Here is a 24,384-nt window from a genome sequence, read left to right as displayed (position 1 = left end):
GGCTGAGGGATGCCGCGCTTATTTTTCCCGCAGGACGCTCAGCAGATATTCGCCGTAGCCGCTTTTGGCCAGCGGGGCGGCTATTTTTTCAAGCTGGGCGGCGGTGATGTATTTTTGGCGGTAGGCGATTTCCTCTATGCAGGCGATTTTGAGGCCTTGGCGCTTTTCCACGACGCGCACGAACTCCCCGGCGTCCAGCAGCGAATCGCAGGTGCCGGTATCCAGCCAGCCGTAGCCGCGGCCCATAAGCTCCACGCGCAGCCGTCCGCGGCGCAGGTATTCGTTGTTGAGCGCGGTTATCTCCAGCTCGCCCCGGGCGGAGGGGGTTATGCTTTTGGCAATCTCCGCCGCGTGGCCGTCATAATAATAAATGCCGGTAACGGCATAGTCGGATTTGGGCTTTGACGGCTTTTCCTCTATGGAAACCGCTTTGCCCGCCGCGTCAAACTCCACCACGCCGTAACGTTCCGGGTCGCAGACGCGGTAGCCGAACACCGTCGCCCCGGCATTGCGCTGCGCCGCGCCGGAGAGCATCTCCGGCAGGCCGTGGCCGTAGAATATGTTGTCGCCCAGAATAAGCCATACCGGCCCGCCGGCGGAGAATTTTTCGCCTATCACCAGCGCCTGCGCTATGCCGCGCGGGGCGGGCTGCTCCTCATAGCTGAAAGAGAGCCCCAGCTGCTCCCCGCTTCCGAAAAGCTCCTTGAAGCGCGGCAGGTCCTTGGGGGTGGATATTATAAGGATTTCCCTGCACCCCGCCATCATCAGCGTGGCCAGCGGATAATAGGCCATCGGCTTGTCATAAACCGGCAGCAACTGCTTTATCGTCGGTATCGTTATGGGATGCAGCCGGGTGCCCGCGCCGCCGGCCAGGATTATGCCTTTCATCAGTATGCTCCTTTGCTGGAAACCATTGCCAGCGGGGTTTTGAGTATTATTTTCAAATCCATGCCCAGCGACCAATGCTCTATGTAGTAGAAATCCAGCGCCAGCATCTGGTCAAAATCCAGGTCGGCGCGTCCGCTTACCTGCCACAGCCCGGTTATCCCCGGCAGCACGCGCAGCCGCCGTTTGGACGCCTCGTCATAATCGGCGTATTCTCCGGCGGTGGGCGGGCGGGGGCCGGCCACGCTCATGTCGCCAAGCAGCACGTTGATGAACTGCGGAAACTCGTCTATGCTAAACCGCCGCAGCAGTTTCCCGACGGCGGTAAGGCGCGGGTCGTCTTTCATCTTGAACACGTTGCCGCTGCGTTCGTTGAGGTGGCGCAGCTGTTCCAGTTTAGCCTCGGCGTCGGAGACCATGGTGCGGAATTTATATATTTCAAAAGACCTGCCGTTGCGCCCGATGCGTTTTTGTCTGAAAAAAACCGGCCCCGGCGAATTCAGCTTTATCAGCGCGGCGAGTAGCAGAAACGGAACAAACCCCGCCGTCATCACCGCCAGGCTGAAGACGATGTCAAAAAGCCGCTTGCTGATGTAGTTGGGGCCGGACAGCGAGGTGTGGTAAATTTTCATCATCGGCAGGCCCAGCGAGACGTCCATCTGCACCTCGCCGGTGCGCATCTCGGCTATGCCGGGCAGGATGGAAAGCTCCACCCCTTCCTGCTCCAGGATATCGGCGGTTTCCAGCAGATCCGCCTTGCTGAGCGAGGCGTTGGCCAGCACCACATGCCCTATCCTGTTTTGCCGGACGGCGGCAAGCAGCGCGCCCTTGTCCGCGCCGGAATCGGAAAGGCATTGCCGGCCCGCGCCGCCGACCCGCGCGCGCGCGTACTCCGCCGCTTTGCCTGTTCCGGCAACCAGTATCCGGGGGTTTAGGCCGTACCGGTTCAGCAGCGCGCGCTGCGCGGCGCGCAGCGCCAGATTCCCCGCGCACACAAATATCGCCGATACCGGCGCCAGAAACACAAACACCAGCCGCGAAATCCAGAACTGCCGCAGCAGAAAACTTAAAGCCAGCGTCAGGAAGGTGGCCGCCAGGCAGCCCTGCAGCGCGCGGACGGCGGCGTCCTCCGCCGGTATATGCGGGTCCGAATACAGCCGCGCGGAGTAATGAAAAACCAGAAGCCACAGCGGCACCATCGCCGGCAGCATGGCGGCATAAGACTCAAACCCCGCCGCGGGCGGCGGCAGCATCCCCGCCACCGGCGCGAAGTGAAAGCGCAGATACCACGCGCAACGGAAAGCCGCGTAAACAAGCGCGGCGTCAAGCGCGATGCCGGCAGCCGGCAGCCAGAATTTTGACAGGAATTCCGCCGCGAAACGCCGCGCGGCGTATTTGTTTTCCAACACCATCATGCAATATTACCAAAATACTCAAGGGCCAGTTACTGGCCTTTCCCTGACCCGGAAATTGCAGTTGGACAGCGGAATTCAGCGGCGGCTGCCGCCCCGGTTCTCGCTGCCAACTGCGATTTCCGGGCTAGTGAATAACCATCAGGTCGTCTTCGCTGTCCGGTTTGGGCCGCTTGGCGGGAGGCTTTGATTTTGCGGGGGAGGACGCGGGCTGCGGCGTCCCTGAGAGATTTTCCACAAAATCCTCGCTGGCCTCCGTGGCGGGCGTTACATTGTCCGGTTTTCTTCGCCGGTCTATGCCTTCTGCGGAAATGCGTTCGCGGACGCGGCGCTCCATACGGTCATGCTCGCGCTGCACGCTCTCGGAAAAAGTTTTTGGTTTTTCCGGTTTTTCCGGTTTTCGGTTGGGGCCGGCTTCTATAAATTCCTCGTCCTTGTCCAGGGTTATCATAACGCCGCGTTTGGCCTTCTGCTCGGTCCGGACCGGCTTTGCCTCCGCCACGTCTCCAAGCCGGTATGTGGCCGATAACTGGTAGGCATTGCCCAGCAGTTCATTGAAAGCCAGTCCGATATCGCAGGAAATACGTTTGTGCCGGATTCCGCCGCCGAAGGTGATGCCGCCGGTATCGTCAAAAAACCTGTATCCCACGCGGAAAATGACCACTTTTTCAAAAGGCACTTCCAGCCCGGCAAGGAGATGCGCCTGCTGCTCCTTTATATAGTGCGAAATGTCAAGCGAGGCCGTGAATCCGCTCATCCTCGCCTCGGAGCTTCTCTCATAAGTATAAGCCGCGCCCGCGCGCAGGGTTGACGGCAGCGGGTTGGCTTCGCTTATGTATGTCATATTCGTGCCCAGATTCAGCAGCGAAAATCCTACGGACATGTTCCAGTCCGTCAAGTGCGCCAGCCAGCCCGCGTCCAGCGCGTATGCATTGCCGGATACGGAGCCGCCCATCGTGTCCGGCAGCCTGGAATGCACCAGCTTCACCGCCGCGCCCATATACCTTTCCGCGACGGAGCGGAATTTGCGCTTTCCGATTGAAAACGAAAGGTCCGAGGGTTTGAGCCTTTCCGAATAGCCCAGACTTACCACTGTGTCTCCGCCGGCGCTTATCGGCGTTCCCTTTACCGCGGCGTTTCCGGCGATGTCAGTGGAGTACCAGTCCATGCCGCCGTTGCTGGAGCTGATAACGCTTATTCCCGCTTCGCCGGGCCGCTCTATGCCGAAGGCGGTTATGGGCAGCACCGCGCCGGCCAGATTCATGCCGGTGTCCATCACGCCGCCGGAGGTCATGGCGGAAAACTGCGGGATATCCAGCACCGCAATCCCCGCCGGGTTGTAGCGCATCCCGAAAATATCATCCGACAGCGCGGTCATGGCCCCGCCCATGGCGATGGCGCGCCCGCCTATGTCGTTTTTGAGCATGTAAACTGACGTGGTTCCCGGCTGCCCGGCGCAGAACGCGCGCCCTGCGCAGAACACGCACGCGAAAGCAGCGGCCAGCGCGGAAACGAGATGCGGTTTTGGGACTGTCATTAGTCGCCTATTTCACCACTATTATTTTGCGCAACGTGTCTATCGCCGGGCCCTTCGCGCTCAATATATACATTCCGGCGGCCACTTTGGAGCCGTTGTCGTTGGCGCCGTCCCAGTCAACGGAGCCTTTGCCCATGTTTATCCAGCCGCTGAACAGCGAGCGCACCAGCGTCCCGTCCGGGCTGTATATGCGCAGCGTCAGGGTGCCGGGAACGAAGGCGTCATAGCGCACCGTCGCCTTTCCGCCGGCGGAATTGTTGAAGATATTGTTCCAGACAATCACGCTCCCAGCGTAGGCGGTGAGATTTATCGGGCCGGATATGCCCAGGGAGACGGTTTCCGTGTCCACGGACACTCCGGTCATGATATTGCGGTAGCGCACCTCGCCGAACACCTCCAGATACACCGCGCCCACGGAGGGATGCCTGGCGTCAAAGCCGGGCAGCAGCCGGGCTTGTCCGCTTATGGATGTCATGTCGGCGGAGTTGGAAACGCTGACCAGCTGCAGATACCCGCCCGCCCTCGTGGTGCTGTCCGGCATGGGGTTCATGTTGGTGTCGCGCAATTGCAGATAATTCACCTGCTCCACCTGCGCCGTCATGGTGGACAGCCATACGGGCGAGTAGTTGTATCCGCCGCGGTTGCAGGGCACGGTGAAGCTGATAAGATCGTTGTCAAAGCTGGCGGTTACTATGGAAGCCTGCGCCCCGCCGCTGGTTTGGGAAAGCACCGAAACCGTGTATGTGTTCGTGCTGACATCCGCGCAGGGGCCGCCGTTTGCGGTGGGGCCGCCGCGCACCCGCGCGTAGCAGTATCCGCTCTGCGGGACGGAGGCCGTCGTGGTCACGGAATCATCGTAAGAAACGCATTCCCCGCTGCCGTCCGGATTCGGCTCCGGGCAGAAATCGCCGCTTTGGGGATTGGCTATGACCGGATGCGCCGCTGCCAGCTGCGTCATGTTTGCAGAGAATATGTCCAGTTCCAGCACATGCCGCATGTCCGCCACGGTGCGCGCCCGAGGCAGAGTTGCCCGCACCTGCGCCGTGCCGGCGGGGCAGGGGAAGGTGTAGAAATCCTCGTCATAAGCCGGATACACGGTGGCCGCTGTCTGGGAGAGCTTGCTTATGTCGGTGGCGGTTTCCGGGCCGTCGTTGTATTCGTAAATATCGCCGCCGGAGGGTTTCTGCCCGCTGATGCCGTGAGCCGCGAAGGCGGCCTGTATCTGCGACTGATAATTGAAAAAATCATATCCCAGCGCGTGGAACCTGTCCGCCAGGGTCTGCAAATCCTCGTAAAACTCTATAAACGTGTCGGGGTAGAAGAAAAGCGCGTTGAAGAGGTACACGTCCGCGCGCGGCACGGCGGAATTTATGCCCAGCCAGGGATATGCCTGCGTGCCCATGTACTGGGGATAACCCGCGCTCCGCAGCCGCCACATGGAGCGGCTGAGCATCAGGCTGTCGTCGTGCACCTCGCCGTCAAGGTCGGCGGGATAGGCGCAATGCCCGTCCGAGGAGGCGGAACAGTCGTATGCCAGGTCGCGCGCCTTGCCCTCGTCCGAGGATGTGGTTACAAATTCCGCCACCTTGTTTGTCAGCGGCGCAAAACCCGGCGTGCCGCCGTTAAGCGAGCTTAAGGCGAAATAATCCGACAGCGCCTCCGACAGCGCGCCCCCCTCGCCGGAATAGGCGCGCTTGTAGATGGAGTCTGTTACAAAGTGGACATACTCGTGCCGGATTATAGTGGCGTCCATCGCGAACGAATACCATCTCTGCGGGTTAAGCTGCCAGCCGAATCTCCCGTCGCCGAACATGAAAATTTTCTGCTCGTCATCATAGAAGGCGTTCATCATGCCGTCGCCGGTGTTGGGCGGCGGGCCGTTGTAGGCGTGCACCACCGCCGGCAGATGCGTGTCCAGGTTCACAAGCCTGCCGTTGGCGGTTACGGTGTCTACGGAGTTGGCGAAATAGTCGCGCATGGCGTTGAGGTGGTAGAAAACGTTCACCTCCTCCACGGATTGCGGGTACTGGGAATTGGACCAGGTCCAGGTGAAATCCTGCGTGGTGCCGGACGGGCCCGGCGTGGTCGGGTCGGCAAAACGGAAATATCTTGTTTTGGAGACGGTGTATCCGCGCCGTGCAATCGCGCCACCGCTGTAATGCGGCTCCACCCGCAGCACGTATGAGGTGTTCATGACAGGCCCGGCCTCAAAAGGCTCGCCGCCCACTATCCACGAGCCGCGCAACCCGATATAGCCGGACTGCTTGGTTCCGTCGGCAGGGTTCATGACATGCAGCATGTCGTTGGCGTAAATATTGCCGGAAGAATCCATGTCGCCTATGTCTATCTTGTCTATAACCGGCATCATCATGCCGATATAGGGGATGCCGCTTACCGTTACCGTGGCTTCCGAAACGCTGTCCGCCGGATACGGATCGGGGCTTGAGGCGGAGGTGGCGATTTCCGACCACGAGCCGGAGCCGTTGGCGTATATCATCGGCTTGCCGCGGTTGCTTGTTACGGTGAAATACGGGCCGGAAAGCGTGGCCAGAACTTTACCGCTCTTGGAGTAGAAGTAATACCACCCCGTGGAATCCGTAGGTATGTCGGAGCGGTTGGCGCAGCTTTGCAACCACACGTACTGATGCGTTATCGGCACGGTGGAAACATTGCCCCAGTACAAATCCGCGGGGCTGGTGTCCGGATGAATCCGGTAAATATGGCCCTGCACCGTGCCGCTGGAGAGGTAGGCGTCCATCTCCAGCCGCGATTCTCGGGAGAGGACCGCTCCGGTCCTGGCGTCTATGAAATAATGCCATTTGCCGGACAGCGGGCCCCGCGCCGAAACCGGCACCTTCCATGCCAGATGGATAGTCCCGTCCGTGTCATAAGGCAGCAGCGACAGCGAGGGCAGCCCGTCCGTGAAGCCGCCGCAATCCGACATCGCCGCCGCCGAGGCCGCCGCCGCCGACAGGACGGGCGTCCGCGCCGCGTCCCGCGCGTCCGGCGCGAAGCTGGACTGCGCCGACACTATATTGCCGTCCCCGTCAATGTGCAGCTTGATCTTCGCCTTTTCCACCGGCAGCCCGTCCACGCTCTGCTGATACACCAGATGCGTTATCCCCAGCGCGGTCTTCGTTACGGCGAGAGAAAGCTGGGCCGGGTCTATATTGAGAAGCGCGCTGTTTTCTGCGAAGAATTTTTGCGCCGCGCTTTCCGGCGCGCCGGTATAGCGCAAATTCGTTCCCCCGGTCAGCGACGCGGGCGCGCCGGTGCGGGAATTGTAGCGGACGCGCCAGTTCTGGGAGGTCCGCTTGCGGAAATCGCTGAACGCCTTGCGCGCGGCGGCGGAAATTTCCTTTTTCGGGCGCGATTGCGCCGCCGCGGATAACTGCCTGAACCGCCGCGAGTCCTCGCGCTGGCCCGGAGTGGGCAGAACGGCAAAGGCCGGCGCGGAAAGCGCCGGGATAAAGGCAAGAAGCAGAATGTATTTGTTCGCTCGCATAAAAATCAGCCGCTACCGCCTGGGGACAAATCCCGCGCGCCGCGGCGTAATATCTCGCCGCCCTGCAGGACTCGGCCACAACTCTGCGGTCCGCCGCCGCGGCCCGCAGGTCGCGGCCCCGGCTCGCGGTCCCGGCTGCTGCCGGGACATCGCTCCGCCTTTCGAGTCCTGCCGCAAGCCGCGCAGGCGGCTTGCTCAGGGGACAAATCCCGCGCGCCGCGGCGCGCGGGATTTAAGCGTCCCCTGCAGGACTCGAACCTGCAACCCTCTGCTCCGAAGGCAGATGCTCTATCCGGTTGAGCTAAGGGGACCAAACCCCGCCATTGCCGCGACACCCGTATTATTATATTATATCCATTCAGGCGGAAACGCAAACTCATCATCCAAGGCGGTACATATGGGCGGACATTCACACTGGGCGGGAATCAAACACAAAAAAGCGCTGGCGGACGCCAAAAAGGGCAAGGTGTACACCAAAATAATCCGCGAAATCACCATCGCGGCCAAATGCGGCGGAGGCGATATAGACGGCAATCCGCGCCTCAGAAAAGCCGTTGACGACGCAAGAAACGTCAACATGCCCCAGGACAATGTCAAGCGCGCCATAATGAAAGGCACCGGCCAGCTCCCCGGCGCAATGTACGAGGAACTCACATACGAAGGCTACGGCCCCGCCAAAACCGCTATCATGGTTGATGTTACCACCGACAATAAAAACCGTACCCTCGCCGAAATACGCAAAATTTTCGAGGAAAGCGGCGGCACTCTGGGCACCTCCGGCTGTGTGGCGTACATGTTCAGCCACAAAGGCTTCATTTCCGTGCCCAAAACCTCTATAAACGAGGACGAGCTGATGTCCGCCGCGTTGGACGCCGGGGCAGAGGACGTCAAAAACCCGGACGGCAACTGCTACGAAATCTACACCGCCCCGGCGGATTACGAGAAGGTCAAAACCGCGCTTGAAGCTAAAAAACTGCCGCTTGAAACATCCGAGCTTTCCATGATAGCCTCCACCGAGGTGGAGATAAAGGACAAGCGCCATGCCGAGCTTATAGTAAAGCTCATGGACTCGCTGGAAGAGCACGACGACGTGAAAAATGTCTACTCCAACTTTGACATCCCAGACGACCTGCTCTCAAAAATCGAGAGTTAGGACTCTGGGCATAGACCCCGGACTGGACAGGACCGGCTGGGCCGTCCTGGAAACCGATGCGCGCTCCAACCCGTTTTTCGTGCGCGCCGGGCTTATACACACCTCCCCGCGCGACCCGCTGCCCCGCCGGCTGGAAATACTGCACTCAGAAATAAGCGCTGTCGTTGCCGGGCATAAGCCGCAGGCCGTGGCGATAGAGGCGATGTTTTTCACCAAGCGCGCCGCCACGGTGGCGGCCACCATACAGGCGCGCGGCGTTATTCTGCTGGCCGCGCAGCAGGCGGGGCTGGAGATAGCGTCCTATGACCCGCGCCGCGTCAAAATAACGCTCACCGGCAGCGGCGCCGCCCAGAAACCGCAGATGCAGAGAATGGTGCAGCTGCTGCTGCGGATGGAATTCCCGCTTTCGCCAGACGACGTGGCCGACGCCGCCGCCATCGCGTTGTGCCACTGCAAGACCGCGCCGTATCAGAAACTGGTCCGCGCCGCGTCCGCGGCGGAGGCGGCGGCATGAACGTGTTAGTCCTGGCCGTTTTCGCGCTGCTTGCGGGCTGCGGCAACCCCCCTTCAGGCAAAACGGACCCGGCAAAAGCGGTATCGCTGCTGAAACACTCTCATTCCGGGGCGGGCGAGGAGATGATGCAGTTGCAGCGCGCGCGCGCCCGGCTGCTGGCGCGCGCCGCGCATGAAATCAAAAGGCTGCCGCCATCCGCATTCCCGAAACTGCCGGCGAAGCTGCGCGCGGAACTGGAACGGCGCCGCTGTACCATACCGCAGGCGGCGGGTTTTTCCGCGCCGCACAATGTTATCAGCGGCAGCTTTGACAGGCCGGGACAGACGGACTGGGCAGTGCTTTGCTCGCGGGACGGAATGTCTTCGGTGATTATGTTCTGGAACAGCTTGCCGGACAACGCGGGCGCGATAGCCGCCCCCGCCGAAGACAAGAACTGGCTGGACGAAAGCGGCGAGCAGGTGTGCTATCGCCGCTATCTATCCGCCGCGCGGGCCGATTACATGAAGGAGATAGTTTCCGCGGCGCAAAAACCCGGCCTGCCCGGCGGCATCGCGCCGAAACAGGTGGACCACGACGGCATCAGCGACGCCATGCTGAGCCGCCCGTCATCAATACTCTACAGGGTCAACCGGAACTGGCTTGAGTTCCCTGTGCCGGCGGTACGGTGATGATAGCCTACATCAAAGGCGAAATTTTCAGGAAAACGGAAGGCGCGGCCATAATAATCGCCGGCGGGGTGGGCTACGAGGTGAACCTGGCCCAGGCCGCGCTGGACGGCATGCGCGAGGGCGCCGCGGCGGAGCTTTACATACGCGAATCGCTTTCCCCCTACGACGGCACCGCGCTTTACGGCTTCCGCACGGTTGCGGAGAGGGAGCTTTTTGACCTTTTCAGGGACTGCGTTCCGGGAACCGGGGCGCGCAAATCGCTGGAGCTGCTGGGCAAGGCTCTCAAAAGCCTGCCGGATTTCCGCCGGGCGGTTATTTCGCGCGACGCGCGGCTGCTGACCGGCATTTTCGGCTTTACCGGCAAAACCGCCGAGAAGCTGATAGTCTCGCTCAAAGACAAGCTGGGCGCGCTGCCGGCGGAAGGCGCAACGTTGTCCGCCGAAACCGCAGGGCGGGGGGGCAATGTCTTTCAGGTATACGAGGCGCTGTCCTCTCTTGGATATTCCGCATCCGAGGTCAAAAAAGCGGTGGAGGCGTTGCACAGCGAGGGCATCTCCCCGCAGGAAGCCGTGGAGGATTTGCTGCGCCGCGCGCTCAAAAAAGTATCATGAAAAACGAAACGCTCAACTCCAGGCCGCTGGACGGGGAAACCGCATCCGAAACCTCGCTGCGCCCCGCCGCGCTGGACGAATTCGTCGGGCAGGACAAGATAAAGGAAAACCTGCGCGTTTTCATAGAAGCTGCCAGAAAACGCGGCGAGGCGCTGGACCACTGCCTCTTTTACTCGCCGCCCGGGCTGGGCAAGACCACTCTGGCGCACATCCTGGCGCGGGAGATGGGTGTCAATATCAAGATAACCGCCGGTCCCGTGCTGGCCCGGCCCGGCGACCTGGCCGCCATGCTCACCACCGAGCTTGCCGCCGGCGACATTCTTTTCGTGGACGAGATACACCGCCTTAACCCCGCCGTGGAGGAGGCGCTTTACCCGGCGATGGAGGATTTCAATTTCTTCATAAACACCGGCAAAGGCCCCGGCTCCACCACGTTGCGGCTGGCGATACCGCGCTTTACGCTGGTAGGCGCGACCACGCGCAGCGGCCTGCTGACCGGCCCGCTGCGCGACAGGTTCGGCATAGTTTTCCACCTGGGATTTTACGAGAATGCGGAAATAGAATGCATACTCGCCCGCTCTGCCGCGCTGCTTAAAATAGAAGCGGAGCCGGACGGGCTTGCCCGGCTTGCGGCCTGCTCGCGCGGTACGCCCAGAATCGCCAACCGGCTGCTGCGCCGGGTGCGCGACTTCGCGCAGGTCAAAGGCGGGGGCGTCATCACCGGCAAAGTGGCGGGCGAGGCGCTGCGCGCTCTGGAGATAGACCCGCTGGGGCTGGACGCGGCGGACCGCAGGCTTTTGTCTGTCGTCGCGGAAAAATTCGGCGGCGGCCCCGTCGGGGCGGAGACGCTGGCGGTTGCGCTTTCCGAGGAAGTGGACACCATCACAGATGTTATAGAGCCGTACCTTATCAAGACCGGTTTTCTGGCCCGCACCCCGCGCGGCCGCGTCGCGACAAAGCAGGCATTCGAGCACCTGGGCCTGCCTGCTCCAGCCAGGCAGGACGCCTTGTTTTATTGAGGCAGGCACAGGCAGGGTCCGCTTAACCTGAAAATTTCAGTTGGCCGCGGGATTCGGCGAAAAATCGTTTCATGCTGCCAAAATTATCCTTTCGTGCCGTGGAGCACGCGCGGATAGTTTTGTTCGGCATTATTTTGCGCTTTTTCGCCTCGGTCCTTGCGCCAACTGAAACTTTCAGGTTAAAAAGCCGGGGGGCGGGGTAATTCTCCGCGGCTGGGCAGCGGAATTCGGCGGCAGCCGGCGGGACATTCCTGCGCGGAAATTCCTCCACATACCGGACAGATATGCTCGTCAAATTCCGCGCCGGTCTCCGCGCGCCATTGGCAGTCGCCGCGCCCGCTGACGGCTGCGTGTTCCTGTCCGGCTTTCAGAACTGCAATGTCATCATGGAGCCTGCCTGGTAGGCGATGAAATCCTCCTGCGGCAGGTATTTGTGCCACAGCCGCTGCAGCGCGCCGTTGACGGTAAGGCGCAGGTTTTTGGCCAGCTCGCAGTCCGCCGTGGTGGTGAAGTTCAGCGTGTTGGCGTTGTCCATCACCGTAACCGGAGAGCGTTTTATCTCGTAGCTCAGGTTGTTGGTCCAGATGATGCGGTTTGTAAACATCAGCGGCTTGCTCATGAAAGGCAGCAGCAGCCCTTTGGGGAGGTTCAGGTCCGCGCGCACCATAAGCGCGGGGGTGATGGTGGTGGTCTGCTGGGTTATGGAACTGGCGCCCTGCAGTGTCTCGTCATAATTGTAATCCACTTTCGGGGTGAAGCAGAATTTGCGTATGTCAAAAGTGCCCTGCAGCGTCGCGTCGCGGTGCAGGGTGTTCTGGGCGGACTGGTTCACCCGCAGGTCAAACTGCTCCGACGTCCTGATATTGCAGCTTAGCAGCGTGTCCATCCATTTCATCAGCAGGAACCGCAGGTCCGCGCCGTAGGCCTTGTCCGTGGCGGCGCTGACGGCTTCGGTATTGGTGAGGCGGTTGGAGTATTTAAGGTTTACGACAGCGTTATTCATCCAGCCGGGCGCGCCGAAGAAATTCTCCACCTGCGAGAGGGTGGTTACAAGGTCCGGCAGGGTGGTGGTTACCACCCGGCTGGCGGTGCCGGTAACCTCGGTCCTGGTGATGGAGGTGCTGTAGTTGTTGGTTATGGACAGTGTTTTAAGAGGAGACAGCCGGTTGCCCATGTCATAGGCGTCCAGCGGCTGCCATTTCTGGGTTGACGAATAGGTGTCGCGCAGCGTCAGATTGGTGCGCTGGGCGTAGGGGTTTTCGGGCTTGAGCGACGAGCGCAGCCAGAGGGCGTTGGCGGTGTTGAGGCTCTGCTCCACGTTCTGCCACGAATCGCCGTCCTGCAATTGATAGGAGTTGGCCAGATTCAACGTGCGCAGCGGTTTCACGCCGGGCAGTATGTCGGCCATGTTGAGGTTGAGGTTTATGCCGCCGTTTGCCGTGCGGTTGACGGTTTTTATCTGGCCGACGCCGTATACCGTGTCGTTTGCGCCCACGGTAACGGTGGTGACGGAGAGATTGTTGTTCTCTATATTCGTCGCGCTGTAGTTTACGGACGGGTTCAGCCAGGACAGTAGCTTGAGATTGCCGGTAAATCCGGCCGTTACCTGCATGGACTTGTGATAGCTGCTGTGGACCGGCGCGCCGGAGGTGAAATCGTCGCGCGATTCGTCCACCTTTGTCAGCGAATATGCCGGGGCAAGCGAGCTGCCCGCCCAGGGGGTCAGCGCGGCCTTGGCGCTGTAGGCGTTGGTTATCTCGTTTGAGTTGTAATAGCCGGTGCTTACCAGCACCTGCATGGAATCAAAGGTGGTTTTGCTGGCGGCATAAGTATACCCCAGCTCCAGCGATTTAAGGCCGTACTGGAACGGCGCGGCATATGTCATGCCGCCGGTATAGGAATGCCTGTCGTCCAGCCGGGTCAGCATCTCGTATTTTGTCTGGTTGAACGAATAACCGCCGTTAAACCTGGGCAGCGCGCCCAGAATAAGCTGGCCGTTGACGTTGCCCGCCTCGCTCCTGACGGTTCCCTGCTGCAGCGAGTTGACGAAGTTGTTGTTGCCGGTGTTGAGGGTGTTGGGCGTGGTAACCACCTGGCGGGTGTAATTGGCCTCCACCGGCAGGAAAGAGAATTTCTTGAGCCTGCCGTAGGCCGTGTCCTGCTCGTTGTCCTGCCGCGAGGAGACGCTGACCGGCGTTTCAAAATTGCGGTCCAGGAAGCGGTATTTGCCGCCGAAATCAATCCAGTCGCCAAGCGAAAAGTCGGCCTTGACCATTCTGGCATTGCCGGTAAGCGAGCGGGGCGCGCCCACGTGTATTTCATCCAGCCAGACGGTGCCGGTATGGGTGTTGCCGTCTGTGGCGCGTATGCCGGCGGTGAGAAGGCTGACCTGCTGGAAATTGGCCAGCCCCGCCGACGCTATGTTGACCGTGTAATTGCAGCCGTTGGTCCAGAAGTCGGAAATCTGGTCGCCGTTTACGTCTTCCTGGTTGAGCACATACAGCCGCCAGCCGGTGAAGTCCAGCGGGAAGGAGGCTTCCTGGTAATTGGCGTCGTCGCCAATGCGGACAAAGAACATGGTGGTGGTGCTGATTTCGGTCTGGGCGGGCAGCGCGCCGGTCGGGTTATTGACCAGGAATCGGAACTGCCCGTGCTGGGAAATATCTATGGGGTTTGTGAACCGCCGCTGCGCCGCCACGCGCGCCGGCCCGGTGGAGGTGTATGTGATTTGCAGCGACTGCTCCGACAAATTCTTGGAATTGGTGGCCTGCTGCATCTCGGAAACCGAGCCGTAAAGGTCGCCGAACACCTGCTGCGCCTCGCCGCCGGCGGAGAATATGGGGGTGTATTCCGGGTTGTCCACATTGTTTTCGCCGGAAAGGGTTACCGTCCCCGGCTGGGTTACGGTGGAAGTCGCCACTGTCCATGAGGTCCCCGTAACCGAGAGCCGGGCGAATTTGATGGTCCCCTGCGTCCTGGCCCCCGGCAGCGGCGAACGTTTGAGCGAAATTCTCATCTGCTTTATGGAAGACCAGTTGTATGCCGCCGTGGAGGGGATTACTATCGGCACCTGCAGGGTGTGCCAGCCGGTGAAATCCAGCGCGGCTTTTTTGGCATTGCTGTCGTTGGTGTCGGTAAAGACGGGGTATTCTATGCCCACATAGCCGAAATCCCCGCCGGAAAAATCCTGGGAATCCAGCCTGCCGTTATGGTTTAAGTCCTGGGCGTCCACCCTGCCGTTTTTCGCGCCGTAGCGTTTGGTTGAGAGCAGGGCGGGCGAATAAAGCCAGCCGATATCCTCGTCCTGGTCCAGCTGGCCGTTGCAGTTGAGGTCTTCCGTCTTTGGCGCGTTGTAGAGCGTGGCGCCGTTGGCGCAGCGCAGCGTCATGCCGCCGGCATTGTCCGAATCCTCGTTGATTTGTCCCAGATGGATATTCAGCTGCGGCGCGGGGGCCATGGGGGTCCCGTCCGCATAGACCACAAGCTCCAGCATGTTTTTCTGCGAGAAATCCAGCCCCGAATCGCTGAACGGGTACACTATGGACGTCTCGGAGGAAACAGACAGGTCGTAATTTACGTCCAGCACGTCCTGCGTCGCCCCCGGCGACGACTGCGCGCCCGGGTTTATGGACAGGACGGGCGCCTTCTCCGTGTACCAGCCGACGGCGGCGGGGTCCGCCGGGCCCAGCGTGGGGTTGGAGGCCATCTGCCACTGGTCGTACTGCATGGGCGCGGAATCCTGCTGCTTTACGCCCTCCATATTGTCTATGAGCGCGAAGCCGTTGAGGTTCGGGTTGCTCTTGCTTTGCGCCGCCTCCAGCGCGAAGCTGGCTTTCAGGAAAGACAGGGGCGAGATGTCGTTGAAATGCGCGTCGGCCTCATAGACGAACAGGCTCTTTGCCACGTCGGAAATGTCCGGCGCCATGGAACTTTTCGCCGCGGTCTGGTAAAGCGCGGTGCCGCCGACGGATACATGCGAGTTGAGGTCGTAGGACACCCGCGTTCCCACCAGCGACGAGGTTCCCAGCCCGCCGAACGGCGAGACGTCGTAGGTGACGTCTATCTTGCTGGAGGACTGTATGCGGCTTTCGTTGTAGAAGGTGATATAGCCCGAATCGTAGTCTATGTAATAATCCAGGTTCCGGTTGAGTTTGGAGCCGTCTATAACCACGCTTTCGCTCTGGGAGACTATGCGCGGCTCCAGATAAAAAGTCTTCACGCGGGAGATGAATTCCGCCCGGATTATATACTTGGATACCGGCGTCGGCGCGTAAATGTCCGGGTCCTGCGGCGGATTGGCGCAGGTGGAGCAGTACACGCTGCCGAAGGGTTTTTTGAGGTTGAATATGCCGTTTTCAAAATCCACGTCTATGTAATCGGGGTAATACTGCGGCGGGTTCAGCTTTTCTCCGGTATTGTTGCGGTTGAGGTCCTGCACCTTAAGCATGAAATTGCCGCGCCCGTCGTCGCGCACTATCTGGGTCTGGCCGACGGAATAGTAGGTCTTCATCTCGCGCTGGTAGCCCAGTTCCAGCGCCTGCTTCTGCGTGTCTGAGGAAATGGGCACGTCGCCTATGGTCTTTGCGATTTTGTAAAGCCCTGTGCCGTTGGCGGTATAGGGGAATGTGGAGGAGTTCCAGCGCAGCTCCGTCCCGTCGGCGTTGATGAAGTTCACGGCCACCACGTCCTGCGAGCCCAGCGCGCCCCTGAATTTCATAATGCCCTTCACATAGTCCACCGTGTAATCCACGCCGGCGGCCAGCAGCCTGAACCTGCCGGTGTACGAGGAGGTTTCTATGCCCAGGTCGTCGGCGGTCATGTCAAAGACGTCCACATTGTTGGCGGTGAGGTAGGACTGGTTGTCCAGATACACCTTTTCCGAGCCCTGTTTGATAGGCAGCCGGATCGCGGCGCTGCCGAATGACAAATCGTAGTACTGGCGGCGCAGGTATTGCGTGTCCAGAATATCCTTGCCCTGATAGGCGGTATTGCCCACGAATTCCTTGGTTTTAGTGGTGCCTTTTGTTCGGCTGCCGATGAATATGCCGCGCAGCCCGCCGTATTTGACGTCCATCCGTATGCCGAAGAGCTGCTTGTTGTACTGCACGAATTCAGACGACGGCAGCGACAGGTCTATATCGCCGAAAGAGGCGTTCTGCACCACGTCGGTGTCCTCGCCCTTGTAGGAGATGGAAATGTCCTGCTTGTCCGTGCGCGTGTCGTCGTAATCTATGTTGACGGTGATGCGCGGCCCCACCTTGCCCTGCATTCTCACCTGCAACTGCTGCTGCAAATCAAAGGTGCTCAGCGTTTGCGGGCGGGTGGTGGTCTGTTCGTTGAGATAACGTTTGGAGTTGAACGAGAATCCCAGCGTTTTTCTTCCCGTGACAGACATGGAGGTGCCGTACCCCGGCATTTCAAGCGAGGGCGGCAGTTCCTGCGGCGCGGTGGAGACGGCCACATTGGAAACCTCCACAACGTCGAACAGCCGCAGATAGGCTCCGGATTCCACATCCCTGCGCATTTCGTTCCATCTCTGCTGCGAGTATTGCGGCTCCGGCGGGAATTCGGGGAGGTCGCATTCCGGCCCGAACAGTTCCTGCTCCTGCGCGCCGGGCTGCGCCGGCGGCGATTGCGTCGCCGCGGTGGAAGGCTGCGCCTCTTCCGAAAACATCGTGTCGAACGCGGTTCTGTCAAAAAGCGGGTGCTGGCCGCCCGGCTGAGCCTGCGCCAAGCGACAATACCCCGCCGTTAAAAGCAGGGAAAAAATGCAGCACAACACCCTTCTGGTCAAGCCAGACCTCTGCGGGCCGCCCCGGATATCCGGCGGAACGGCCCCGTTTAGGCTTGCTCCCGAATACACCTTGTCCGGGAGCAGACCTATTCTCGTGAAAAGTATACATAACTTGGGCGTTGTAAACGTTCCCCAAAATGTAATACTTTAACGGAATATGGCTCTCAAATTCAAAAACGTGGCGGTATTTTTCAATCCCCACAAACCGGCGTGCGCGCGTCGTGCCGCGCTGGTGGCCGGATTTGTCCGGCGGCGCGGCGCGCGCGCGTTTTTCGCGGAAAGCGGCCTTGCCCGCAGCGGGGCCGACCTGGTCATCGCGCTGGGCGGCGACGGAACCGTGCTGGCCGCCGCGCGGGAACTGGCGGGGCGCGGCGCGCCAATACTGGGCGTCAATTCCGGCACGTTGGGCTTTTTAAGCGGGATGGAGGCGCGCGGCTTTGAGGCAAGGCTTGGCGAAATACTCTCCGGCAACTGCCAGATTCAGGAGCGGCTCATGCTGGAGGCGCATGTGCTGCGGAAAGGGCGCGCCGTCTCCGGACCGCATACCGCCTTCAACGACTGCGTGGTGAAATCCGCCTCGCCGCGCGCGTTTTACGTGAACGCGCGCTACGGCGGCAAATTCCTGAAAAGCTATTTCGGCGACGGGCTTATCATCTCCACGCCCAGCGGCTCCACCGCCTATTCGCTTGCCGCCGGCGGGCCGATAGCGCATCCTTCTCTTGACATATACATCCTCTCGCCAATCTGCCCGCACACGCTGGCACAGCGGCCGCTTGTGCTTTGCGCCGGCACGGAGATTGCGCTTTCCTGCTCCGGCGGTCACGGCGCCTCCTTCGGAGATGGCGCGATTCTGAGCATGGACGGCCAGCTCAACATCAGCCTTGCGCCCGGCGACGAGGCGCGGATAGGCAAATGCCGCCGCAAGGCCAGGCTTATCGTCCCGGCTGATTACGATTATTTCAGCGTTCTGAGCCGCAAGCTGAACTGGGGCGAATAGACTTGTTTGCGGATAAGCTTTTGGGCTGCTCGTCAAGCTCTGTGCCGGACTGTCCTCGCCGTCTGCTGCCTCGGTTCCCCGGCTGCAATTTCCGGGTTTATGCGCATGAAAAAGCCCCCGCGCGCCGAAAGGCGCGCGGGGGCTTTGCGCGGAACTGGTTAGTTGCCGTTTAGCCAGCGGATGAAGTCCTGCCAGCGGCTGTCTTTTGTAAATGCCAGGTCGCCGTAACCGGCGCCTATGGAATAGGACGGCAGATATATCGCCAGGCCGTGCGCCTTGCTGTAATCGCCGGTATAGCGGTTCCAGGCGATAAGCTCCTTGTCCATGTGGCCAAGCAAAGCCTTGCCCGCTCCGATGACTTCCTGGCTCTTTGCGGATTTGAGCAGTATGGTAACGAAGTCGTATAGGTCCTTGTTATCCGCGTAGGCAAAGTTCCGGGCGGCGCTTCTGGCGGCTTTGGCGGAATCCTTGTCCCCTGCGGAGATGACCGCGGCGGTAAACGAATCCAGCAGGCTCACGAATTCCGGCAGCGCAGCCGACTTCAGCGAGGATTGAGTGGAACCTCTGGAACCGTAATGGTCGGAATAGCTGTCCACCGTAGCCTTGGCGACCGATTCGGGCATGAGGTCGGAGCCGTTTATGGCCTTTAGCATCGCGTCGTAGGTGTAGCCGTCTGCGGGTTCGGTTTCCTCGGAGCCCACAATGTACTCGGTATAATCCTTGATTTCGTAGGAGACTTCGGCCATCTGCATGAGGCAGGCGTCGGAGCCGTAGACGTCCACATGGCCCAGCGCCTTCAGAATCTGGCCCATTTGCGGGGTGGTTATGTGGTGCCCGGTCTCGTCGTCATAGGAAATGCCCTTGTCCGCGCCGGAGGCTTTTTTCCAGCCGGAGCCGTGATTCCACAGCACGTACATGTAATGCTTGGCGGGGTATTTCGCCATCGCCCATTTGCCGAAGTCTATGGCGCGGTTGTAGTCGCCCATGTCGCATTTGTCGGTCTGGTCCAGAACGGGGGAGGAGATGGCGTTAGTGTCGTCGGCTTTCTGCATCAGGTAGCGGCGGCAGCCTTTCCAGGCGCCGTCGTTTGAGGAATTTTTGGCGGTGCGCCCGAATTCCACCACGACTTTGACCTTGTTGTTGGAGCCTATTCTCTCCATCTGATAGATGTTTGTGAAGGCGTACGGCTCCAGGTTGTTCTTGCCGTTTACGAACACCATTATGGTCCAGTCCGCGGCTTTTTCGGCGTCATCAGCGGATTTGGCCGGCGCCGCGGTCGCGGCGGGTGTTTCGGCGGATATCACGGAATCCGCTCTCGCGGCATTTTTCAGGCTTTGTCCGGGCTGGTCGAAACTTACGGCTCCCGCGACGGCGCAGGCCGGAAACGACGCAATCGCCAGAAGCAGGGCTAGCTTTTTAAGCGGCATGTTCTCCTCCAGAATGAAATCACTACGGGATTAACCTATCAATTTGCGGCGTTGCGCGCAATGACGGCAAAGTCCTATAATTGCGTTGCCCGCCGGACAAAGTTGCAGCGATGCGCCGTCCGCGGGCGGAGGATGCCATGCCGTCTACCGAAACCGTTTGCATAATCGCGGGCCGCAAGAGAGTTTATTACAGCGCGGTAAAAATCGCCGAGGAACTGCTGGACAGCCGAGGCAATGTTCTGCAAAAGCGCGGCGAAATACCGGACGGGACAATTGCCGAGCATCACAGCGCGCGCCTGCGCGTGTTTGACCGCGTAAACGGGCTGGAGGACGGCAAGGCCAAAATTTTTGACACGGAAACAGGAGTCTGCCTGGCCAGCGAGATATATTCCCAGGGGGTTTTGCAGGGGCGGCGCGAGCTTTATTACCCTTCCGGCGCGCTGCGCGCGGAGGAAAATTACAAGAACGGGCGGCTGGCGGGGAAAACCAAGGAATATTATCCCGGCGGCGGCGTGCGGCTGGTGGACGATTTCGCGGAAGACCGCTTCATGTCCAGGACGGAGTATTCGCCCTCCCAGTCCCTGCGCCAGGGCGCGGACGGGTCCCCCGCGCCGGAATCGGCGCATGCCGCGCCCGCGCCGGAGCCGCAATTTGCTCCGCCGACGCCGGAACAGGCGGCAGAGCAGGCTCTCTCCGCCGCGTCGCCCCAGCCGGAAGGCCTTGTGCGCAAGGCCAGCGACACCATGCGCATTTACCTAAAGGACAATACCGAGATAGCGCGCGAGCTGCTCAACAAAACCGGCACTGTGTCCGAGATAGTGGGCGCCATCCCCGACGGCCTGGTGCGCGAGTATTACCGCAGCGGCAAGCTCAAGCTGGAGGAGAATTACAGGGACGGGGCCCTAAACGGCATACGTAAAAAATACGACGAGCTGGGCCGCCTCTGGGCCGAGGAAACATTCTCCGGCGGGCGGCTCAACGGCATTGTCAGAATACACAACTATTTCAAAGACAAGGTGTTCGAGGAGGAAGCCGTCTTCAAAAACGACAAGCTGGACGGCGAGCGCAAAACCCATTACCCTAACGGCAGGCCCAGCCTGGAGGAGCATTATTCAGTTGGCAAGCTGGAGGGGCTGCGCAAATCGTTTTACGAAAACGGCGTTCCCAGCGCGGAGGAAAATTACACGGGCGACAGGCTTAACGGCCTGCGCCGCCGCTATTACGACACGGGCCGTATCTGGGACGAGGAGAATTACGCCGACGGAGTTCTGGAAGGCGAGCGCAAGGATTATTATCCCACCGGACAGATGAGAATGCTGGAGCATTACAAAAGCGGCCGGCGCGACGGAATTCGCAAATTCTTCTACGACACCGGCCATCCGATGTACGAGGAGACCTACATAAACGGCACGCTCCAGGAGCGCAAGGAATTCAAAAAACTGGGCGGCGGCTCAGCCGCCTGAGGATGTTTCGTCTTCCGGCGCGGGGGCGGCTTCGTCCGGCAGTATTATGGAAAATTCCGCGCCGCCGCCCTGCCGGTTGCCGGCGGCTATGCTGCCGCCGTGCAGTTCCGCCACCGCCTTTACAATAGCCAGCCCCAGCCCCGCCCCGCCGGAGGCGGTGCCGGGGACGCGGAAGAACCTGTCAAAAACCCTGCCCAGATACTGCTGTGGTATGCCCTGCCCGCTGTCCGAAACCGAAAGCGCGATTCCGCCGTCTCTCCTGGCGGCGGACAGTTCTATCCTGGCGCCCTGCGGCGTGTGCGCCAGCGCATTGGAGAGCATGTTGCCCAGCGCCTGCTCAATAAGATTGTAATCCGCGTTGAGAGGGGGCAGGCCGTCTTCTATTCTGATTTCAATATCGCGTTCGCGGCGCTGTTTCCCCAGCCTTTCCATGCAGCTTCCGACCAGCCTGCGGATGTCAAAACGCTCTTTTTTAAGTTCCGCCGCGCCCGATGCCAGCTTTGCCATGTCAAGGATGTTGTTGACCTCGCGGTTCAGCCGTTCCGCAGCCGCGGCAAGCTCGGAGAGTATCGCGCCGCGCGATTTTTCGTCGCAGGCGGTTTTGCCGTCTTCCAGCGCGGACGCAAGGGCGCTGATTGCGGCGGCGGGCGTTTTTATCTCGCTGGAGACGCTGTCCAGTATGGCCTGGTGCAGCTTTTCGGAGCGGTCAATCTCCTCCGAAGCCCTGGCCTGCTCGCGGTAAAGCTCCTGCTCCAGGTAAAGCGCGGTTTGCGAACACAGCGCCACAAGCAGGCTTTTGGCCTCCTCGGACAGCGGCGCGCCCGGATTTGCCGGCAGGTACGACAGCGCGCCCATCGTTTTCCCGCGCGCGGCCAGCGGGATATAAAGGGCCTGCGAGGAGGACAGCGTGTCCGTGCTCCAGCCGGCCTCCCGCCCGTTTGCCATTACCCATTTGGCGGCGGCCCACTCGTGCGCGTCGGACAGCCAGCGCACCGGCGTGGCCGAAAATGTCTCGTAATCGCCCCGGCCCTTGTCAAACACCAGTTCAAACGAACCGTCAAAAAAAACGCGCATTTTGGAAAGCACCGCCTCCAGGCATTGCCCGCGCTGCGGGCGGAAGGCGAACTGCGCCAGCGTCTCCAGCATGGCGGAGGCGGTTTTCTCCTTAAGCATGAGAAGCTGGTGGTTTTTCATCAGCCTGTGGCTCATCGCGCCGGTGATTGCGGCCACCAGCACATAGGCAACGCACATGAAAAGGTCTTCCGCCCGGGTTATGGAGAACGTGTAGCGCGGAGTGATAAAGAAAAAATCCCATGCCAGCGCGCTGGCCGCGGCGCACAGCATTATCGGCCCCAGCGTGGAAAATGCGCCGGTCGCCAGCACCGCCAGCAGATAGGCAAATCCAACGGACTGATAGCCTATCACATCTTCCGCTACCACGCCCGCTGCCGTAACCGCCGTTACAAGCGCGGTTACCGCCAGGTACGGCCCGGCGCCCGCCATCGCCGGCAGCGCAAAATGCGCCTTTTCCTTGAGCGCGGGGGAAAGCTGCCGCTCGTGCAGTATGTGGATGTCTATATCGGTGCCGGCTATCAGCTTGTCCAGAAACGACGGCCCCAGCCAGTTGGCCAGGAAGCCGCCCTGCGGCCTGCCTATAAGAAGCCGCGTTACGCCGTGCTGCGCGGCCACGCGGGCCACCGCGCCCACCATGTCGGTGTCGGTGGTGGTGATTACGGAGGCGCCCAGCGTCCTGGCAAGCGAGAGGTTTTCCACAAGCCTCGTCTTGTCCCGCGCGGACAGGGCGGCTCCCGTGTCCACATGCAGCGCCAGCCAGTCGCTTTCGGCGGTGAAGGCCAGCTTGCGCGCCGCGCGTATCAGCCGGCGTGAATGCGGGCTGTGGCTGACGGCCACCATCACCCGCTCGCCCACCGGCCAGGCGGCATGCCCGCCGGCGGAAAGCTCCCGCAGGTCGTTTCCCACCACGTCGCCGGCAAAGCGCAGCGCGATTTCGCGCAGCGCGGTAAGCCTGTCCTGCCTGAAAAAATTGGCCGCCGCCAGGGCGGACTGCTCCGGCACGTACACCTTCCCCTCGGCCAGCCGCTCCAGCAACGTTTCGGGGGGGATGTCCACAAGCTCTATCTGCTCGGCGCGCTCTATGACGGAATCCGGCACGGTCTCGCGCACGGGGGCGCCGGTTACAAGCTCCACCTCCTCCTTGCGGCTTTCCACATGCTGTATGTTGAGGGTGGTGAGAACGTTTATCCCGTGGTCCAGCAGCTCGGCGATGTCCTGCCAGCGCTTCTCGTGGCGGGAGCCGGGGATATTGGTGTGGGCCAGCTCGTCCACAAGCGCGTATTCGGGCTTGCGCGCCAGAAGCGTGTCCAGGTCCAGCTCGCTAAACTCCCTGTCGCGGTATATTATTTTGCGGGGGGGGATGGAGGGAACCGCTTCCAGCAGTTTCCGGGTTTCCTCGCGCCCGTGGGTTTCAATCACGCCGGCGATTACCGTTGCCCCGTCCTTTATAAGCGCCTGCGCCGCTTCCAGCATGGCGTAGGTCTTGCCCGCGCCTGCGGACATGCCCATGAAAATTTTCAGCTTGCCGCCCTTTTCCCTGTCCTGTATCTGGGAGAGGGATTTAAGCAGTTCGTCCGGGTCGGGGCGGGCGCATTGTTCTTCACTCATAGATGAAATTGGAGCCGCAGCCCGCAAACGGCGGCAGCGCCGCATCCTTGGCGGAGACAACGGGCTTTTCAACCCGCCAGTCTATGCCGAGAGGGGCATCGTCCCATTTTATGCCGGCGTCGTTTTTGGGGCTGTAGGGGGAGGTTACCTTGTACATGACCAGCGCGCTTTCGCTAAGCACCGAAAAACCGTGCGCAAATCCCGGCGGGATATAAAGCTGCCGCCTGCTTTCAGAATCCAGCAGTTGCGCCGCCCAGCGGCCATGCCAGGGCGAGCCTTTCCTTATATCAACCGCAACATCCAGTATCTGCCCGTCAAGGCATTGCACCAGCTTGCCCTGCGCCGCCGGATTTTTCTGGAAATGCAGCCCTCGTATCACTCCGCGCGCGGAGCGGCTTATATTGTCCTGCACGAAAACCGGCATCCCCTCCGCGCCGAAAGCGGCGGCGGCATAGCTTTCCAGAAAAAAACCGCGCGGGTCCGCAAATATTCCGGGCGTTATCAGAACAAGCCCGCCTATATCCAGTTTTGTGAACTCAAAAGGCATATCAGACGTAATATATCAGTTTTCCGCGCCCGCGCGAAATCCGGAGAATTATCCAATGCAAGATGAGCCTGAAGGAATGCTCGTTTCCAACACAAGATGAGCCTGAACCGCGCTGAAATCGTCCGTTTGCGCTCTGTCGTTCGTAAACTAAGCCATGACGCTGGAAATGG

The 24,384-nt window shown here is 60.5% G+C and carries 15 protein-coding genes and 1 tRNA gene; 7 read left to right on the top strand and 9 right to left on the bottom strand.

Features of this window, described 5'->3' with window-relative positions; all coding sequences use genetic code 11:
• Window positions 1–18 precede the first annotated feature (18 nt).
• The 5 genes from rfbA to WC421_10230 form a co-directional block, all read right to left on the bottom strand.
• On the bottom strand, window positions 19–888 hold the full coding sequence (rfbA, locus tag WC421_10250; GenBank protein ID MFA5162613.1) for a glucose-1-phosphate thymidylyltransferase RfbA: 870 nt from the start codon (window positions 886–888) through the stop codon (window positions 19–21).
• Window positions 888–2,300 carry a sugar transferase gene (locus WC421_10245; GenBank protein MFA5162612.1) on the bottom strand — a complete coding sequence of 471 codons (1,413 nt, stop codon included), beginning with the start codon at window positions 2,298–2,300 and terminating at the stop codon, window positions 888–890. Before WC421_10245 ends, rfbA begins: the two co-directional genes overlap by 1 nt.
• 124 nt (window positions 2,301–2,424) lie before the next feature.
• Window positions 2,425–3,834, bottom strand: coding sequence for a PorV/PorQ family protein (locus WC421_10240; protein ID MFA5162611.1), 1,410 nt, complete (start codon window positions 3,832–3,834; stop codon window positions 2,425–2,427).
• Window positions 3,835–3,841: 7 nt separating this feature from the next.
• On the bottom strand, window positions 3,842–7,339 hold the full coding sequence (locus WC421_10235) for a FlgD immunoglobulin-like domain containing protein (protein ID MFA5162610.1): 3,498 nt from the start codon (window positions 7,337–7,339) through the stop codon (window positions 3,842–3,844).
• Window positions 7,340–7,576: 237 nt separating this feature from the next.
• A tRNA-Arg gene (locus tag WC421_10230) sits at window positions 7,577–7,650 on the bottom strand.
• An 86-nt stretch (window positions 7,651–7,736) separates the two neighbouring features.
• Between WC421_10230 and WC421_10225 the strand changes: the two genes are divergently transcribed.
• Genes WC421_10225 through ruvB form a run of 5 tightly spaced genes read left to right on the top strand, consistent with a single transcriptional unit; the run spans window position 7,737 to window position 11,304 of the window.
• Window positions 7,737–8,492, top strand: a complete 756-nt coding sequence (locus WC421_10225; GenBank protein ID MFA5162609.1) for a YebC/PmpR family DNA-binding transcriptional regulator — start codon at window positions 7,737–7,739, stop codon at window positions 8,490–8,492.
• Window positions 8,452–9,006: a crossover junction endodeoxyribonuclease RuvC gene (locus tag WC421_10220; protein MFA5162608.1), complete on the top strand. Its 555-nt coding sequence runs from the start codon at window positions 8,452–8,454 to the stop codon at window positions 9,004–9,006. The genes WC421_10225 and WC421_10220 overlap by 41 nt, the downstream gene beginning before the upstream one ends.
• A complete protein-coding gene (locus tag WC421_10215) occupies window positions 9,003–9,674 on the top strand; it encodes a hypothetical protein (protein MFA5162607.1) in 672 nt (223 codons plus the stop codon). The genes WC421_10220 and WC421_10215 overlap by 4 nt, the downstream gene beginning before the upstream one ends.
• Window positions 9,674–10,285 carry a Holliday junction branch migration protein RuvA gene (gene ruvA, locus WC421_10210; GenBank protein ID MFA5162606.1) on the top strand — a complete coding sequence of 204 codons (612 nt, stop codon included), beginning with the start codon at window positions 9,674–9,676 and terminating at the stop codon, window positions 10,283–10,285. Before WC421_10215 ends, ruvA begins: the two co-directional genes overlap by 1 nt.
• Window positions 10,282–11,304 carry a Holliday junction branch migration DNA helicase RuvB gene (gene ruvB / locus WC421_10205; GenBank protein ID MFA5162605.1) on the top strand — a complete coding sequence of 341 codons (1,023 nt, stop codon included), beginning with the start codon at window positions 10,282–10,284 and terminating at the stop codon, window positions 11,302–11,304. Before ruvA ends, ruvB begins: the two co-directional genes overlap by 4 nt.
• Before the next feature lie 367 nt (window positions 11,305–11,671).
• Here the strand turns inward: ruvB and WC421_10200 are convergent, their stop codons facing one another.
• Entirely contained in the window at window positions 11,672–17,038 is a 5,367-nt protein-coding gene (locus WC421_10200; GenBank protein MFA5162604.1) for a hypothetical protein, read from the bottom strand.
• A gap of 217 nt (window positions 17,039–17,255) precedes the next feature.
• On the opposite strand from WC421_10200, the gene WC421_10195 reads away from it, so the two are divergent.
• The gene (locus WC421_10195; GenBank protein ID MFA5162603.1) at window positions 17,256–18,095 is read left to right on the top strand and encodes an NAD(+)/NADH kinase; all 840 of its coding nucleotides are present in this window, start codon (window positions 17,256–17,258) and stop codon (window positions 18,093–18,095) included.
• Window positions 18,096–18,253: 158 nt separating this feature from the next.
• Here WC421_10195 and WC421_10190 read toward each other — a convergent pair whose 3' ends face one another.
• Window positions 18,254–19,522, bottom strand: coding sequence for a clostripain-related cysteine peptidase (locus WC421_10190; protein MFA5162602.1), 1,269 nt, complete (start codon window positions 19,520–19,522; stop codon window positions 18,254–18,256).
• Window positions 19,523–19,659: 137 nt separating this feature from the next.
• Here WC421_10190 and WC421_10185 point away from each other — a divergent pair, with 137 nt between their 5' ends.
• Window positions 19,660–20,985, top strand: a complete 1,326-nt coding sequence (locus WC421_10185; protein ID MFA5162601.1) for a hypothetical protein — start codon at window positions 19,660–19,662, stop codon at window positions 20,983–20,985.
• Here WC421_10185 and WC421_10180 read toward each other — a convergent pair.
• Both WC421_10180 and rfbC read right to left on the bottom strand, forming a co-directional pair.
• A complete protein-coding gene (locus tag WC421_10180; protein MFA5162600.1) occupies window positions 20,974–23,667 on the bottom strand; it encodes an ATP-binding protein in 2,694 nt (897 codons plus the stop codon). The two genes, WC421_10185 and WC421_10180, sit on opposite strands and share 12 nt — an antisense overlap.
• Window positions 23,660–24,214 (bottom strand): dTDP-4-dehydrorhamnose 3,5-epimerase, encoded by a 555-nt coding sequence (rfbC, locus tag WC421_10175; GenBank protein MFA5162599.1) that lies wholly within the window; start codon window positions 24,212–24,214, stop codon window positions 23,660–23,662. The genes WC421_10180 and rfbC overlap by 8 nt, the downstream gene beginning before the upstream one ends.
• Window positions 24,215–24,384 lie beyond the last annotated feature (170 nt).

The organism is Elusimicrobiales bacterium, assembly GCA_041651175.1.
Lineage (GTDB): Bacteria > Elusimicrobiota > Elusimicrobia > Elusimicrobiales > Elusimicrobiaceae > JAQTYB01.
This window is presented reverse-complemented; position numbering and strand designations above follow the sequence as displayed.